This window comes from Wenyingzhuangia marina, assembly GCF_900130035.1.
GTDB classification, from domain to species: domain Bacteria; phylum Bacteroidota; class Bacteroidia; order Flavobacteriales; family Flavobacteriaceae; genus Wenyingzhuangia; species Wenyingzhuangia marina.
This window is the reverse complement of the sequence record NZ_FQXQ01000001.1, coordinates 798738-816396: the sequence shown is the minus strand read 5'-3', so window position 1 is coordinate 816396 and position 17659 is coordinate 798738. Positions and strand designations below refer to the sequence as shown.

General features: G+C 31.7%; 11 protein-coding genes. 6 read left to right on the top strand and 5 right to left on the bottom strand.

All coding sequences use genetic code 11. The features are described 5' to 3' along the window. Nucleotides 1–3 precede the first annotated feature (3 nt). From BUB70_RS03460 to BUB70_RS03445, 4 genes are all read left to right on the top strand, one after another. Nucleotides 4–1374, top strand: coding sequence for a hypothetical protein (locus BUB70_RS03460; protein WP_073118273.1), 1371 nt, complete (start codon nt 4–6; stop codon nt 1372–1374). Nucleotides 1375–1444: 70 nt separating this feature from the next. Then, entirely contained in the window at nt 1445–2941 is a 1497-nt protein-coding gene (locus tag BUB70_RS03455; protein WP_073118272.1) for an ankyrin repeat domain-containing protein, read from the top strand. An 11-nt stretch (nt 2942–2952) separates the two neighbouring features. Then, on the top strand, nt 2953–3450 hold the full coding sequence (locus BUB70_RS03450; RefSeq protein ID WP_073118271.1) for a DUF2271 domain-containing protein: 498 nt from the start codon (nt 2953–2955) through the stop codon (nt 3448–3450). A gap of 8 nt (nt 3451–3458) precedes the next feature. Continuing rightward, nucleotides 3459–5651, top strand: a complete 2193-nt coding sequence (locus BUB70_RS03445; RefSeq protein ID WP_073118270.1) for a PepSY domain-containing protein — start codon at nt 3459–3461, stop codon at nt 5649–5651. 70 nt (nt 5652–5721) lie between these two features. Here the strand turns inward: BUB70_RS03445 and gpmI are convergent, their stop codons facing one another. Beyond that, entirely contained in the window at nt 5722–7239 is a 1518-nt protein-coding gene (gpmI, locus tag BUB70_RS03440; protein WP_073118269.1) for a 2,3-bisphosphoglycerate-independent phosphoglycerate mutase, read from the bottom strand. A 314-nt stretch (nt 7240–7553) separates the two neighbouring features. On the opposite strand from gpmI, the gene acs reads away from it, so the two are divergent. Both acs and BUB70_RS03430 read left to right on the top strand, forming a co-directional pair. After that, nucleotides 7554–9449: an acetate--CoA ligase gene (gene acs, locus BUB70_RS03435; RefSeq protein WP_073118268.1), complete on the top strand. Its 1896-nt coding sequence runs from the start codon at nt 7554–7556 to the stop codon at nt 9447–9449. 205 nt (nt 9450–9654) lie between these two features. Next, nucleotides 9655–13242, top strand: coding sequence for a family 43 glycosylhydrolase (locus tag BUB70_RS03430; protein ID WP_073118267.1), 3588 nt, complete (start codon nt 9655–9657; stop codon nt 13240–13242). 83 nt (nt 13243–13325) lie between these two features. On the opposite strand, the gene BUB70_RS03425 is transcribed toward BUB70_RS03430, so the two are convergent. From BUB70_RS03425 to BUB70_RS03410, 4 genes are all read right to left on the bottom strand, one after another. Continuing rightward, complete coding sequence (locus BUB70_RS03425) at nt 13326–14348, bottom strand: UDP-glucose--hexose-1-phosphate uridylyltransferase (RefSeq protein ID WP_073118266.1); 1023 nt, start codon at nt 14346–14348, stop codon at nt 13326–13328. 19 nt (nt 14349–14367) lie between these two features. Then, on the bottom strand, nt 14368–15513 hold the full coding sequence (galK, locus tag BUB70_RS03420; protein ID WP_073118265.1) for a galactokinase: 1146 nt from the start codon (nt 15511–15513) through the stop codon (nt 14368–14370). A 69-nt stretch (nt 15514–15582) separates the two neighbouring features. Next, a complete protein-coding gene (locus BUB70_RS03415) occupies nt 15583–16473 on the bottom strand; it encodes an aldose 1-epimerase (protein ID WP_073118264.1) in 891 nt (296 codons plus the stop codon). An 11-nt stretch (nt 16474–16484) separates the two neighbouring features. Then, nucleotides 16485–17483 carry a GntR family transcriptional regulator gene (locus BUB70_RS03410; RefSeq protein WP_073118263.1) on the bottom strand — a complete coding sequence of 333 codons (999 nt, stop codon included), beginning with the start codon at nt 17481–17483 and terminating at the stop codon, nt 16485–16487. Nucleotides 17484–17659 lie beyond the last annotated feature (176 nt).

Below are 17659 nucleotides of genomic sequence, written 5' to 3'. Positions count from 1 at the left end.
GATATGAAAAAACAGTTATTTAATTTAAAAACCTTAACACTAGCTTTAAGTTCTTTATTACTCGTTGTAGGATGTAAAGAAGATAATGATATAGACAAAGAAGGAATTACTACTGAAACAAAAGATGCATCTGATAGATGGATTACAGTTGCGGGAGCTAAAATGGGGTCTAACCCTGGAGATGGAAATGGAGGGACTCTAGTATATGCTGTGAGTAGCAAAAATGCTAAAGACCCTAATAAAGTAATTGCTCCTTTTGATTATGGTTACGTGGTTCCTTCCAACAGAACGGCAAGATTACAAGCATCAGAAGATGGAAACACATTATTTAACATTACTTATGCAGGTGATACTGGTGGAAGTTTTTTTAAATATACTGTAGATGGCGGACAAGAATTTAATCAAATTGGATTACCAGTAACCGTTGCCCAATATGTAGGTACTGCTCCAAGATGGATTAAATTATTTGATGGAGATAATACTGGAGCTGCCGTATATGTATCTACAGAAGATGTGATTAATGATAATGGAACTATAGATGATGTTACTGATGATGTATATGTAAAAACAGAATCTAAAATTGCTGTGGTAACCATTAGCTTAGCTAATCAAGAAATCATTGAGTTTAAAGACCATACTATTTCTTTAGATGATATTAATGCTGTAAAAGGATATTATATCTCTAGAATTGACATGCCTGTTTTAAATGCTGCTGGAGACAAATTATATATTGGAGCTCAGGTAAGAAAAAAAGATCCAACAACTTTAGAAAGAGATAACGATTATGATATTTTAGGAACTAAAACTATTGTATTAGATTATCCATCTTTAGACAATCCATCAATTATTACTTCTGCTATAGGACACGGTAACAGTAATGGATACCGTAGTATTAATGCTTTTGAATATAATGGAGATGTATACCAAGCAAATCAAAGTGATCCAGAAGGATCTCATATTTTAAAAATTGGAGCAAACAACCAATATGATAATTCTTATGATTTTAACCTAGATACTGCCTTAGGCGTAACAGGAGCTTATGTTTTAGCATGGAGGCCAGCAGGAAATGGAAAAGCAGTATTGGCTTATCGTCATGAAGGATCTGAAACAGGAGTTGCAGGTGCTCAAGGATTTTTTGCATTGGTTGATTTAAACGCAAAAACAGCGACTACAATTAATGAAATCCCTTATGAAGCTGATTTTTATCTATTCCAATATCAAGGTTTTGCTGTTAAAGGAAATGAAATTTTTGTAACTCAAGCTCCTGTAGGAAAAGATGGAAACATTTATGCTATCGACACAGAAACTGGTGCTGTAACTAAAGGAGCTCAATTAAAAAATGTTGAAGGAAGCCACTTTATTGGAACTTGGTAAACAGATATAAATAATCATTTAATTCCCTTTTTGATTTATTTCAAAAAGGGATTTTCCTAATAAAATCATAATGAAGAAAATATTAATAGCATTACTATTAGCTCCTGCTTTGCTTTTTTCACAAAGACAACAAAGCAAGAATGAACTACACAACAGATCTTTTTGGCAAACAAATCCAGATGTAGCTACTGTACAACAAAAAATAAAAGAAGGGAACGATGCCGTTACTCCAAACGGAGCAGCTTTTGATGCGGTTTGTTATGCAATTATGGCTAAAGCACCTATAAAAACTATTGAATATTTATTGTCCTTACCAGGAAACAACATCAACAAACCCACTCACGACGGTAGAAGTTATTTAATGTGGGCGGGTTATACCGGAGACTTAGCAACAATGAAACTATTACTAAAAAAAGGAGCTGATGTTAATATCACTGGAAGTCATGGTTTTAATTGGTTAACCTTTACAGCCAATGTTGGTCATGAAAACACAAAAATTTATGATTTAATGTTAGCTAATGGTGTAGATTTAAAAACCACCACAAGGAATGGAGCAAATGCTATTTTACTATTAGCTTCTCATTCAAAAGACGGAAAAATTATCAAGTATTTTCAAAAAAAAGGAGTCGATATTAATATCAAGGACAACAATGGAAACAACGTTTTATTTTATGCTGCACAACGTGGTAATTTAGATTTGATTAAAAAACTCATCAAAAAAGGATTTAATTATGATCAACTAAATAACAATGGAGAAAACATAGCACTTTATGCAAGTCGTGGAGGAAGAGGTTTTAGTAATACTTTAGAAGTTTTTCAATATTTTGAGGCTTTGGGTCTAAACATGAATTTAAGTAACAACAACAATCAAAATGCCCTACACCACATTGCTAGTAACACCAAAGATGTTACTATTATAGATTTTTTCATCAATAAAGGAGCAGATGTTCATCAAAAAGACAATGATGGAAATACCCCTTTTTTAAATGCAGCCAGAGGGAACAACCTTGTCGTGTTAAAAAAACTAACTCCTTTAGTCAAAAACATCAACCAACAAAACAAACAAGGACTTGCAGCCATTACTTATGCAACCCAACGTATAAATATTGAAACATTTACTTTTTTAACAGAAAATGGAGTAAACTTAAAAGTGATAGATAATGATGGAAACAATTTATTCTATTATTTATTTAAAGCCTACAACCAAAGAAACAAAACAAACTTTTATCAACTAGCAGATGTTTTAAAAGCAAATCATATCTCATTAGCAAACGCATCTAAAAGCACCACTCCTTTACATATTGCTATAGAAAAAGGAGATGAAAATTTAATTTTAAAAGCATTAGAATTAGGAGCAGACATTAACAAAAAAGACAATGATGGATTAACGCCATTACATTTGGCTGCCATGAAAGCTAAAGATGAAAAAATATTGCAGCTATTATTAACCAAAGGTGCTGATAAAAATATATTGACTGATTTTGAGGAAAGTGCTTTTGACTTGGCTTTGGAAAATGAACTATTAAAAAGCAACAAAACAAATATCTCTTTTTTAAAACAATCTTAATTTGAACTCTTATGAAAATATATAAATCTATTTTTTATGTGTGTAGCCTTTTCTTACTAGTTGCTTTTACCACAGTAAGTAACATTACAGAACCAACCAAAAAATACAAGTGCATGGTTCAACTAAAGAATTACGAAGGTGAAGGTGCTTATGTTGTTGTATCTGTTGTAGACAAAAACGATCAATACCTTAAAACCGTTCAAATTTTAGGAGATGATAAAAAGTGGTATGCTGACTTATCAACATGGTGGAGCTTTTTTGAAAAAGCAAAGCAACCAAACACAGATGCTATTACAGGAGCAACAATTGCTGGCGGTGAACGTTCCATTTTTGTATTTCAACTTAACGAAAAAGATCTGAATAAAGGCTACAAACTTAGATTTGAAACTGCCGTAGAACAACAAGATTATCACCTTAAAGATTTAGAAATTTCTTTAGATAACAACAATCTTAAAGACAAACACGAAGGAACTGGATATATAAGATACGTTAGAATTTTACCAAACTAATTAAATATATGCTTCATAAAATATGGAGGTACAGTCATTTTTATTTGACTGTATCTTCTTCTTTATTTTTGTTTCTAGCTGCTACTACAGGTGCAATTTTAGCTTTTAAACCTATTCAGGAAAAGCGACAGCCTTATCATATTAAAAACGCAGAAAACACCGCTCTATCGCAAGTAATAGATACTTTAAAAAACAAGTACGAAGAAGTTTTAGACCTAGAAGTAGATGCCAATTATTTTGTAAAAGCAACTGTTTTTGGCTCAGAAGAAAGTGGGCAATTCTACATCAATCCTTTCGATGGAAGTAAATTGGCAGACATTCCAAAATCCAATACTTTTTTTGAATCTATCATCAATTTTCACAGGTCTTTATTTTTAAAAACAACTGGAAGAATTTTTGTTGGAATCACCTCTTTTTTATTGTTTTTAATAGCCATTACAGGTTTGTTATTAGCGATTAAAAGACAAGGAGGGTTTATTAAATTGTGTTCTAAAATTATTAATGATAAATCGATACAATATAGCCATGTAACTTTAGGTAGACTCTTGCTAATACCTATTATCATTATTTCTTTTACAGGAACTTATTTATCTATGGAAAAATTGTCTTTACTACCTAAGAACAAGGTTTCTTCAATAACAAATACTTCTCAAAATAAAAAAGTTATCCCTTTTTCTAAGTTTACCATATTTAAAGAAACTAGACTTAAAGATATTACAAAATTAGAATTTCCTTTTTCTACAGATGAAGAAGATTATTTTATTTTAAATCTGCATGATAAGGAACTTAAAATCCATCAAAAAACAGGAGATATAGTACAAACTACCCACTACCCTTTTGTTAAAATACTATCTGTTTTAAGCTTTAATTTACATACAGGAAACGGAAGTATTTTATGGTCTTTAGTTTTATTTATAAGCTCACTAGCCATTTTATACTTTATGTATTCTGGAACGGTTATCACCATTAAAAGATTAGGTGCTAAAACCAAAAACAAATACAAGGCAGATGAAGCCAATTTTATTATTCTCATTGGTTCAGAAAATGGAGGCACTAAAAGATTAGGAAAAGTACTACAACAAGCTTTATTGAAAGCACACCAAAAGGTGTTTTTAGATGATTTGAACAACTATCAGCAGTACCCTAACGCAGAGCAATTAATTATTATTACCTCAACCTACGGACAAGGACAACCACCTAGTAATGCTCATTTGTTTTTAAAAAAGCTAGAACAAATCAAGATTGAGAGACCTTTTGATTGTCATGTAATTGGTTTAGGATCTTTGTCTTACCCTAAATTCTGTGAATTTGCTAAAAACATACACAAGCAAATTTTATCAAAAGATAAGATGAATACATCTCAAAAATCACCTTTATTAATTCATAATCAGAATTATGAACAATTTAGAAACTGGGTTTTAGAATGGAGTACTTCCTTAAAATTCATCTTAGACATTCCTAAAGAATTGTCCACAAAAAAACAAAAAGAAACTGTTTTTAAAATTACAGACAAACAAAATATTATTGATGAATACGATGAAACCTTTACGCTAACTCTTAGTCCTGTAAAACACAAAAAATTTAATTCGGGAGATTTATTAGGGATTACACCTCCAAAAGAGAATTCAGAAAGATTATACTCTATAGGAAGTCATCAAAAAGGGAATATTTTACTGAGCATAAAAAAACATAGTCACGGAGTTTGTTCTAATTATTTAAACAACCTAAATATAGATGATGTTTTTACAGGAAACATTCAGCAAAACAAAGAATTTCATTTTCCTAAAAAAGCAAAACACGTTATTTTAATTGCTAACGGAACAGGAATTGCCCCATTTTTAGGAATGATACATCAACAAACAAAAGCTAACGTTAGCTTGTATTGGGGAACTCGTACTTATCAATCAGAAAACTTATACAAACACCTAATTACTGAAGCTTTACACAAAGGGACTTTAAATAAATATGAAGCTACTTTTTCTAAAGAAGTTACCCAATATAATTACGTTCAGGAGCTACTAGAAAAGGATGAAAAAAATGTTATAAACACTTTACAAAACAATGGAACAATTATGATTTGTGGCTCTATCATCATGAGAGATGATGTTTTTATTCAATTAGAAAAAATCTGTAAAAAATATGATTTACCCTCTTTTGAGACATACAAAACCAACGGACAAATTTTGACAGATTGTTATTAAGTTTAACAACCAAAAAAGCTCAACAGGTTTTCTGTTGAGCTTTTTTAACTAAAATGTATTTTTTATTTCCTTATACCAAAGGGAATCTTGTCATTTCTTCTGGTTGTGCTACACCAATCATTTTTAAAATAGTTGGGGCTACATCTCCTAAAACACCATCTTTAATTTCTTTGATATCATTATCAACTAAAATTAAAGGCACTGGATTTGTAGTATGTGCTGTATTTGGAGACCCATCAGGATTCATCATCACCTCACAGTTACCGTGATCTGCAATTACCAAGGTAGAATATCCATTTTCCAATCCAGTTTCAATCACTGCCTTAGCACATTCATCAACTGCTTCACAAGCTTTAATAGCCGCATCCATCATTCCAGTATGCCCTACCATATCACCATTTGCAAAGTTTAAACAAACAAAATCTGCTTCTCCTTTCTTTAAATCTTCACACAAAGCATCTTTTAACTCGTAAGCACTCATTTCTGGCTTTAAATCGTAAGTAGCTACTTTTGGTGAATTACGTAAAATTCTTGATTCTCCTTCAAAAGGATCTTCTTGACCTCCTGAGAAAAAGAAAGTTACGTGTGGATATTTTTCTGTTTCTGCAATACGAATTTGTTTTTTACCCGCATTAGATAAAACTTCACCTATGGTATTTTTAATGTTATCGTTATTATAAATTACATTGATTCCTTTAAATGTTTCATCATATAAAGTAATGGTTGTGAAGTATAAATCTAACTTTTGAGTGTCTTGTTCAGGGAAATCGTTTTGAGATAACATGTTTGTTAACTCTCTACCTCTATCGGTTCTATAGTTAAAGAAAATAACAGCATCTCCCTCTTCTATTTTTGCTTTAGGATTTCCATCAGCATCTGTCATAATTACTGGCTTGATAAACTCATCAGTAACATCATTTGCATAGTTTTCTTTTAAGGTTGCAATGGCATCGGTAGATTTTACTCCTTCTGCTTTTACTACTGCATCATATGCCAATTTAACACGTTCCCAACGGTTATCTCTATCCATAGCATAATAACGTCCTGTCATAGAAGCCAACTCTCCTGTAGTAGCAGCCATATATTCTTGGATTTCGTTGATGAAATGTGCTCCAGATTTTGGATCTGTATCTCTACCATCGGTAAAGGCATGCAAAAATAAGTTATCTACTTCATTCTCTTTTGCCACATCTAACAGTCCTTTAATGTGATCTATGTGTGCGTGAATTCCCCCATTAGAAACCAATCCTAATAAGTGAACTTTTTTATTATTTTCTTTAGCGTATTTATAAGTATCAACCAATACTTTTTCTTCCCCTAAAGTTTTTTCTCTAACCGCAATGTTAATCTTAGTTAAGTTTTGATATACAATTCTACCAGCTCCTAAGTTCATATGACCCACTTCGGAATTTCCCATTTGTCCATCTGGTAAACCTACATATTCACCATCTGTACGTAAAGAAGCATTTGGATATTTATCATACAAAGAATCTATATAAGAAGTGTTTGCATTGTATACTGCTGATACTTTAGGATCTTGAGTAATTCCCCATCCATCAAGAATCATTAAGATTACTTTTTTGTTCATTTTAGTTGAATTTTAATTCTAAAAACAAATATAGTGAGAAGCATTAATTAACAAAGGCTAAATCACTAAGAAACAAAGAAAAGGTTTTCGAACAAGCATTCAATGTTAATCTTTTTCCTGAACTATGTACTTCAAACAATTTTTGATAAAAATAAACACCAAAAAACATATCTCCTCTTAGTTATATTACCAACAAATTAACTTATTATGTATAAAATTATCACGATAACACACAATACTATATAGTTTACATAAAAAAAGGGGATAAAATTAAAAAAACTCTTAAATTAGGGTTCCAAAAATATCGTATCAGAATGAAGATAAAATCTTATAGACAATACAAAGAAGATTACAAAGAAAGCATCCAAAACCCTGAAGTATTTTGGGCAGACATAGCCAAACAATTTACATGGCGAAAAAAATGGGACAAAGTATTAGAAGCTGATTTTACAAAACCAGAAGTAAAGTGGTTTGTTGGTGGTAAACTAAATATTACCGAAAACTGTTTAGACAGACATTTAGAAAAAAACGGGAACAAAACCGCTATTATATGGGAACCTAACAACCCAAAAGAAGAATCAAGACATATTACCTACAAACAATTATATCATAAAGTATCTGCTTTTGCCAATGTTTTAAAAAACAAAGGGATTGAAAAAGGAGATAGAGTTTGTTTGTACATGCCTATGATTCCTGAGTTAGCCATCGCTATGTTAGCTTGTGCAAGAATTGGAGCTGTACATTCTATTGTATTTGCTGGATTTTCTGCCTCGGCATTAGCAAGTAGAATCAACGATTCTGAATGTAAATTATTAATTACTGCTAACGAAGTTTACAGAGGAACAAAACCTATTAATCTAAAAGCTGTTTGTGATGAAGCTCTTGAGAAAACTCCTAGCATAAAAGATGTGATTGTATATCGCAGAACTGTTGAGCCAACAGCAATGAAAGAGGGTAGAGATACTTTTTGGTTTGAAGAACTACAAAAAATACAAGATGACTATTGTCCTGCTGTAGACATGGACTCTGAAGATATGTTGTTTATTTTATACACTTCTGGATCTACCGGAACACCAAAAGGAATGGTTCACACTTGTGGTGGATATATGGTAGGGACTACCTATACCTTCCAAAACGTATTCCAAGCTAAAAAAGATGATGTATATTGGTGTACTGCTGATATTGGGTGGATTACAGGACATTCATATATTATATACGGACCTCTTGCTTCTGGAGCAACTACCGTAATGTTTGAAGGAGTTCCTTCATACCCAGATTATGGTCGTTTTTGGGAAATTATAGAAAAACTAAAAGTAACTCATTTCTACACTGCACCTACCGCTATTAGAGCTTTAGAAAAACAACCTATCCATTTTGTTGAAAAACATAATTTAAATAGTCTTAAAGTACTAGGATCCGTTGGAGAACCTATTAACGAAGAAGCTTGGCATTGGTATAACGATAATATTGGAAAAGGAACTTGTCCAATTGTAGACACTTGGTGGCAAACAGAAACTGGAGGAATTATGATTTCAGCTTTAGCAGGAATTACTCCTTTAAGACCAACTTTTGCAACACAACCTTTACCTGGAGTACAACCTGTACTATTAGATGAAAACGGAAAAGAAATTACAGAATCTCCTGCAGAAGGAAGCTTAGCAATTAAAGGAGCTTGGCCCTCTATGGCTAGAACCATTTACGGAAATCATCAAAGATATAAAGAAACTTATTTTTCAGCCTTCCCTGGTAAATATTTTACAGGTGATGGTGCTTATCGTGATGCTATGGGGAACTATAGAATTACAGGTCGTATGGATGATGTTATTATTGTTTCTGGGCATAATTTAGGAACTGCTCCTATTGAAAATGCAATTAACGAACACGAAGCTATTGTTGAATGTGCTATTGTAGGGTTTCCTCATGACATTAAAGGAAATGCATTATACGCATATGTAACAAAATACAATGACATCGCGACTGATGAAGATGTATTACGAAAAGAAATCAATCAAGTAATTACCAAAACCATTGGAGCGATTGCCAAATTAGACAAAATTCAATTTGTAAGTGGGTTGCCAAAAACACGTTCTGGAAAGATTATGAGAAGAATCTTAAGAAAAATAGCCTCTAACGATGCTGAAAACTTAGGAGATATTTCTACATTATTAAACCCTGAAGTGGTAGAAGAAATAAAACAAAATGTATTATAAAAAACATAAAAAATCCCAACTCAATGAGTTGGGATTTTTTATGTTTTTTATAATATCAATAACTTACTCAATAAAAACAACATTCAACATAACATTTGTTAGTTTTATTTAAAGAATATTGTTTTACTACCTTTTTTATCCTATTTAAGTACTCTTCTGTCTCTAACTATGTCTTATTTTAGTATTTTATAACTATGTAGGATTAATGAAAAAACGACTTTTAAATAAAATTATATTAGCTGCTTTATTATTTACATCAATATTAAATGCTCAAACAGCATCAATATTAGCAAAATATGATTTTGACACTACTCAAGATACCTCAGGAAACTATCAAGGAACTTTAAACAATGGTGCAACCTTAATCTCATATAATAACCTAGGAGTTTTATCCCTTGGAAATGATGATGGATATTTTGATTTTGGATCAAGCTTTGGTTCTATTATTTCTCAATTAGAGAATTTTAGCGTTTCCACAAACATGATGATAGCCAACGATTATGATATTAATGGTAATGGTAATTTTGTATGGACCTTTGCCAACTCTACAAACATGGCATTAACATCAAACGGAAATATTTTCTTTGGTTCTAAAAACTCACGATATACTATTTCTAAAACCAATTACAGGGCAGAATCTACTGTTAGCATTCAAAATCAACTTCCAAAAGGAGTATGGATTAATCTTACGTACACACAACTTAATGGAATTGGTAAAATTTATATCAATGGAGAACTTAAATCCGAAGGAGAAATAACCATTAATCCTAACGAATTAGGATCAACTAGTTTTAATTTTTTAGGAAAATCCTGTTACCAAAATGACCAATACTTAAAAAAAGCCAAATATGATAACTTTATTATTTATCAGGGAGCTTTAACAACTTCTGAAATATTATCATTAACAAACGAATTAACTCCTTTAAATGGGGTATTAAATCAAGAAATATTAACAGAAGCTTTAAATACTTTAGAAATTCCCAATGCGAATTCAGTAAATACTAATCTATTTTTACCCTCAACAATTGGAGAAAACATTAAGATCACATGGATCTCTTCAAACCCTAACGTAATAACAAACAACGGTCAAATTACTAGACCTGAGATTGGCTCTAATGCTATAAAGGCTACACTAACTGCAACTTTAGAATATAACAATGACACACAAACAAAACAAATAGAAGTTACTATATTACCTCTGCTTTCCGATGCAGAAAGTGTTCAAAAAGACCTAGAGGAGCTATCTATAAAAGGTAATGTCAACAATATCCGAAGTAACATTTACTTACCTATTACCACAAAAGAAGGAACAAAAATAGTATGGACATCAAGCCATCCTGAATTTATAAGCAATACTGGTAAAGTATTAAAACTATCAGAAACGGAAAGTGGTAAACAAGACGTGGTTTTAACTGCTACAATCATCAAAGGAGATGAAAAAGCAAACAAAAATTTTAATGTTTCAATTGCTGAAAAAGAGAATAGATCTGCTTATTTATTTTCATATTTCACTGGAAATGATGCTTATGGAGAACAAATTCGTTTTGCTGTAAGTAACGATGGATACGATTATACTCCTTTAAACAACGGACAACCCATTATTAATTCAGATACTATATCTATTAAAAAAGGAGTTCGTGACCCTCATATCTTAAGAGGAGAAGACGGAAACACATTTTACATGGTTGTTACAGACATGAAGTCTGGTGAAGGTTGGAGTAGCAATAGAGGAATGGTTTTGTTAAGATCTAATGATTTAGTTAACTGGACACATTCAACTGTTCACTTTCCTACTAAATTTCCATCAACATGGTCAAATGTGTTGCGTGTTTGGGCTCCACAAACCATTTATGACCCCATAGAAAAAAAATATATGGTTTATTTTTCATTATTTGACAATGGGCCAAATGCATCTTACGACAAGATATATTATTGTTATGCAAATGAAGATTTTACCGATTTAATAGGAGAACCTAAGATTCTTTTTGACAGAGGGACAGCTACTATTGATGGAGATATTGTTTACAACGAAATAGATGGTTTATATCATATGTTTTTTAAAAATGAATCTCTAGGAGGTATTAGTAAAGTAACCTCACCAACATTAACCTCTTCTTCTGGTCAAGAGCCTGGATCTCAATGGAGCGAACCCTCTCCAAGACTACAACAAACCAATAAAGCCGTTGAAGGATCTGGAGTTTTTAGACTAATCAACACAAGTGACTGGGTACTAATGTACGATTGTTACACTAGTGGACATTATCAATACTGTACTTCTCCTAATCTTAACGATTTTACATTTGCAAAAGATAACTACAATATCAATGCTCGCCATGGAACTACCATCTCTATTTCAAATGAGGAAGCCAAAAGACTTACACAAAAATGGCCTAGTAACGCTTTATCCTCTACCCCTCAAGGAGCTAGAAATACAATGATTAAAAAAGATGGATTTAACGTCAATAACACAAATAAAACCATTAATATATCAACGCGCTATGGTATTGATATTGCCAATTTTGATCCTGAATTATATGCTTCTCCAGGAACTGAAATACTACCTCAAGGACCTCAAGATTTCAGTAATGGAGCTATCAATTATACTTTTAAACAAAACGGTAATACTAACATCTATTCTGTATATGTAAACATCCATGCCAATCCTGTTTTACCAGATTTCCATGCAGATCCAGACATTATGTATTCCGAAAAAACTGGACGTTTTTATATATATCCAACAACTGATGGATTCCCAGGCTGGGGAAGCAGTTCTTTTAACGTATTTTCTTCACCAGACTTAGTAAATTGGACAGACGAAGGAACCATCTTAGATTTAAGTACCAACCAAGTATCATGGGCTTTTGGAAATGCTTGGGCACCATCAATTATTGAAAAGAAAGTAAACAACACTTACAAATACTACTATTACTATAGTGGTAATACTGGAAGTAATAAAAAAATTGGGGTAGCAGTTTCAGATGATCCACTAGGTCCTTTTACTGACTCTGGAACTCCTTTAATATCTGAGACACCTTCCGGTACTGGTGGACAAATAATTGATGGAGATATTTTTAATGATCCTATTTCAGGTAAAGATTATCTGTATTGGGGTAATGGATTTATGGCTGTTTCTGAGCTTAATGATGATATGATTTCTATAAAACCAAACACTACTCAGGTAATCACTCCTTCTGGAGGAAATCTAAACACACATGCCTATAGAGAAGGAGCACATGTTTTTTATAGAGAAGGAATTTATTACTTTTTATGGTCAGTTGATGATACAGGATCTGCAAATTATCATGTAGCCTATGGAACCTCAACATCACCTACAGGCCCTATCAACGTTGCAAACCAGCCTATTGTAATTAATCAAGATTCTACAAATAAACTATACGGTACAGGGCACAACTCAACCATTAAAATCCCTGGTAAAGATGAATGGTATATCGTATATCATCGTATTAACAAAAACTATATCAATGCAGACCCTGGGACTCATCGAGAAGTTTGTATAGATCCATTAACTTTTGACGAAAATGGTGCGATTGTTCAAGTTACGCCAAGTCAAAAAGGAATTAATCCTATATTTTTAGATCATGAAAATCCAAATGATTTAAGCATTGATGATCAACTTAATCAACAGAATTTAAAAAGAATTGACAGAGATGTTTATAACTTTTTGGGCATTTATATAGGAAAGAACATTCAAAACCTAAAAACAGGTATATATATCATTAGAGACACTTATGAAAATGGAGCTTTGTCAGTAAAAAAATACTTTATAAAATAATTAATCTACATATCACTATTTATAAAAAAAAACCACTCAAAACAAATCTTGAGTGGGTTTTAATTTTACTGAAATATTTTTATCTACAACAAATCTCTCAATCTTTGCGCAGCACCTTCGGCAGTAATATCACGTTGTGGGGTTCCAAACATTTCGTAACCTACCATAAATTTTTTAACCGTTGCACTTCTTAATAAAGGTGGATAAAAACTCATGTGCCAATGCCAATGAGCATTGTCTCCTCCATCGGTAGGAGCTTGATGAATTCCACTAGAATACGGAAAAGAAGTATTGAATAATTTATCGTACACTTTTGTCAAAACAGAAATTGCTTCAGCATATAATTCCGCTTCTTTTTCTGTCATATCCAATATACTATTTTGTTTATTTTTTGGTGCAATCATCGCTTCAAAAGGCCAAACTGCCCAGAAAGGAATTAAGACTACAAATGCATCATTTTCAAAAATAATACGTTCTCTGTCTCCGTTCAATTCTTGCTTTAAATAATCTCCTAACAAACTAGATTTTTTATCAGCAAAGTATGCTTTTTGAGTAGTATCTTTTTTAGAAACCTCATTTGGCAAACTAGATTGAGACCAAATTTGCCCGTGTGGATGCGGATTACTACATCCCATTACCGCTCCTTTGTTTTCAAAAATTTGTACATATTTAATTGCATCATTTGCTCCAATTTCCTTGTACTCTTTTTGCCAAGTTTTTACAACCTGTGTAATCCCTGGAACATCCATATCAGCCAAACTTTTTGAGTGATCTGGACTAAAACAAATTACTTTACAAATACCTGTTTCACTTTCTGCTTGTAACAAACCATCGTTTACTTTAAAAGATGGTGAATCACTTTGTAAAGCAGCAAAATCATTAGTAAAAACATAGGTTCCTGTATATTTAGGATTTACATCACCACTAATTCTTGTATTCCCTGCACATAAATAACAAGACTCGTCATATTCAGGTCTCTTTTCGTTATTTACTGCTTCATTTTGACCTTGCCAAGGACGTTTAGATCTGTGCGGAGAGACCAACACCCATTCTCCGGTTAAAATATTAAATCTTTTATGTGAATAATCTTCTAAATGCTTATCCATGATATATTGTTTTTCTTGATTAGATTAATTTTGTTCCATCGGATAATGCTACCTCATAAGGAGAACATTCATGACCGAATTTTTTTGTATATGCTTCAATAGCTGTTTTCTTAAAATCTTCTACAGCTGTTTTTTTGATCAAATTAATGGTACAACCACCAAAACCACCACCCATCATTCTTGCCCCAAGAACATCTGAGTTTTCTTTTGCCATGTCTACCAAAAAGTCCAACTCATCACAACTTACTTTATATTGATGTTGTAATCCGTTATGAGAACCATAAATCAATTTCCCTAAACTTACTAAATCATCACTTTTAATAGCAATCGCAGCAGCCTCAGCTCTTGCATTTTCTTGCACTACATATAATACTTTTTGATAATCTTCTTCAGACAATTGCTCTTTTACCTTATCTAAATCAACAATAGTAGCATCTCTTAACGCCTCTATTCCTAACATTTCAGCCGTTTTTTCACACACAGCACGTCTGTCATTATAAGCACTATCAGATAATTTATGTTTTACATTGGTGTTAAACAACAACAATTGATAATCTTTAAAATCAATAGTAAAAGGTTCTGCTTGAGCAGTTCTACAATCTAATAACAAAGCACTGTTTTCAATACCAAACATACTTGCGTATTGATCCATAATTCCACATTTTACCCCAACATAATTATGTTCGGCAGCTTGAGAAATTAAAATCATTTGATATTTGGTTAAGTTTAAATTAAACAGCTCATTAATTCCAAAAACCACACTGTTTTCTAAAGCTGCAGACGATGACATTCCAGCTCCATCAGGAATATTACCACCAAATACGATATCAAAATTTCCTACTTTTTTTCCTAATTTTTGAGTTTCGGCAACAACACCAACTACATAACTATTCCATCCTGATAAGTTAGAAGTATCTAAATTCTCAGTATCAAATTGATAAGTTTCATTCATATCTATCGCAATAGCAGTAGAAACATTTTTATCACTTTTTTGAATAGCCGCTACAATTCCTTTATCAATAGCTGCTGGAAAAACAAATCCTGCATTGTAATCCGTATGCTCTCCAATTAGGTTAATACGACCTGGTGAATAAATAAGTACAGGCTCTGATGTGAAATTTTTAGCAAAGCTATCTGTTACTTTTTTTACTAATTTAGTATCCATGTTTTTATGAATTTAAACATTATTAAGTACTTAACTATTGATTAAAAAGTTAAGTATGATTTATTTTAACTATTCTACAGTAACCGTCCAATTGATTTCGTACTTATCAGCCGCTTTTAATTCTTGTAATCCCAACTTATTATTAAAGCTATCAGAAACTCCAGTTACTGGCTCCAATGCAATTACATTTTCTTTTGGTGGCGTGTACATTTGAAAGAAATTTTCATCCCCCGATGTATCAATGGTCATTTTATATTTAGGAGTATTAAATACTACTTTACCATCACTCAAAGCATAACAATTATCTAATTGCTGATCTTTAATTTCAATTGGCATTTCCAATTCTCCTTCAATTACATTTTTTGTAATCATTCTTTCATCAAACTCAATTGTTTTAGCTACAGTAAAGTTTAATGTACTATTATACAAGTCATCACTTAAAAAATAAGGATGCCACCCAATGGTGAATGGAAAAGAATTGATATCATTATTATCCACTTCTACATGTAAATCAAGACTATTATCTGTTAAAGTAAATTTTAAAGCGATGGTAAATAAGTATGGAAATGCTTTATTTCTAGTTGATGCTGTATAAACCATCGTAACAGAAGCATCTTCGTCAGAAATTTCAGAATCTACTACTACAAAAGATTTATTATACACCAAACCATGTAAAGCATTGTTGTTATTTACTTCATTACAATCAAATTGATACTTTACATCTTTATACGTATACTTTCCATCTTTAATTCTGTTCGCAAAAGGAAATAAAATTGAAGAAGCATAAGTGTTTTTATAGTCTAACGGATGTAAGTCTACAATAACTGACTGACGATTTAAAGTCAACGTTTCTAAAGCTCCTCCTCTGTCTAAACATATTTTTGCAGAAGAAATATAATCGTCCTCAACTATTTCTATATAGTTAAGTCCATTTTCTTGTAATTTATTGATTTTATACACTGTTAATAATTTTATAGTGATTGTCTTAGAATAAGACGGTTTGTGTTCTCTACTTGTGTTTGTTCTTTATAATTAATCATTTGAGCCAAACGTTTACCCATTTCATTAAAATCCGTAGAAATAGTGGTAATTCCACCTTCTACAACTTCTTTAAGCAACGTTTCATTGTATAATATTATCCCTATGTCTTCAGAAATTTTTAATCCCTGTTCTCTATTTTTTTTTATAATACTGATTAAATTTTTATCATCAGGAATAATATACGCCTCTCCTTTTTGCAGCACTCTATCTTGTAAAGAATTAATGACTTCACTTTTTATATTTTTTTCATTACAAAAAAGTTGAAAGCCAGTTAACATTCCTGAAGGCTGAATTTTTTCATCAAACAATAAAATCAACTTTTTATACTTTTTAATCAGAGGCAAACCTTTAATTAAGTTAGTATAAATATCTTTTTCAAAATTTTGATAAATAGCAGCATATGAAGAAAGTTCCGGATGCATTTGATCTAAAATATAAACCTTCTCTTTCGGTAATTTTTCAATTACTTGGAGTGTGTTTTTTAAATTCGCTGGCATGATAATATAAGAATTATAACTCCCAATATTGTCATAAATCAACTTACTAAAAACCGTATGGTTAAAATGGTGGAAATAGATATCAACATTTGTATTCTCTTCTAAATTGCTTAAAAACGAGTTATACAATTCCTCTTTAAATCCGTTTAATTCATCAAACAACAAAAAGACTTTTTTCTCTACCTCTATATTTTCTGATAAAACATAATATCCTTTACCGGCAATAGACTGTACAATACCTCTTGTTTTTAATTCATTTAAAGCAGTTAGTACAGTGTCCCTAGAAACCTTATTCACTTTTTGAATATGACTAATAGATGGTAATTTATCTCCTTTTACCATTTCTTTTTTAGTAATGGCGTTTTCTACAGACTTTATAATCTGCTTATACTTAGGAATTCCTATCTGTCTTTTTACGGGTTCAAGATTCATAACACAAATATAACAAAAACTAGTATGTACTGGTATGTTTTTATGATAAATTTATTTTATACCTCCTAAATTAAGAAATACAAAAAGATACACGGTATAAATAATCATATAAATAAGTTGCATAAAAAAAGCCCAACTCATTTGAGTTGGGCTTTGTACCTAGGGCGGGAATCACC

What these genes read in the sequence shown, in the direction of transcription:
- BUB70_RS03460 (WP_073118273.1), top strand. Translation starts at nt 4, where the DNA reads ATGAAAAAACAGTTATTTAATTTAAAAACCTTAACACTAGCTTTAAGT.
- BUB70_RS03455 (WP_073118272.1), top strand. Translation starts at nt 1,445, where the DNA reads ATGAAGAAAATATTAATAGCATTACTATTAGCTCCTGCTTTGCTTTTT.
- BUB70_RS03450 (WP_073118271.1), top strand. Translation starts at nt 2,953, where the DNA reads ATGAAAATATATAAATCTATTTTTTATGTGTGTAGCCTTTTCTTACTA.
- BUB70_RS03445 (WP_073118270.1), top strand. Translation starts at nt 3,459, where the DNA reads ATGCTTCATAAAATATGGAGGTACAGTCATTTTTATTTGACTGTATCT.
- gpmI (WP_073118269.1), bottom strand. Translation starts at nt 7,239, where the DNA reads ATGAACAAAAAAGTAATCTTAATGATTCTTGATGGATGGGGAATTACT.
- acs (WP_073118268.1), top strand. Translation starts at nt 7,554, where the DNA reads ATGAAGATAAAATCTTATAGACAATACAAAGAAGATTACAAAGAAAGC.
- BUB70_RS03430 (WP_073118267.1), top strand. Translation starts at nt 9,655, where the DNA reads ATGAAAAAACGACTTTTAAATAAAATTATATTAGCTGCTTTATTATTT.
- BUB70_RS03425 (WP_073118266.1), bottom strand. Translation starts at nt 14,348, where the DNA reads ATGGATAAGCATTTAGAAGATTATTCACATAAAAGATTTAATATTTTA.
- galK (WP_073118265.1), bottom strand. Translation starts at nt 15,513, where the DNA reads ATGGATACTAAATTAGTAAAAAAAGTAACAGATAGCTTTGCTAAAAAT.
- BUB70_RS03410 (WP_073118263.1), bottom strand. Translation starts at nt 17,483, where the DNA reads ATGAATCTTGAACCCGTAAAAAGACAGATAGGAATTCCTAAGTATAAG.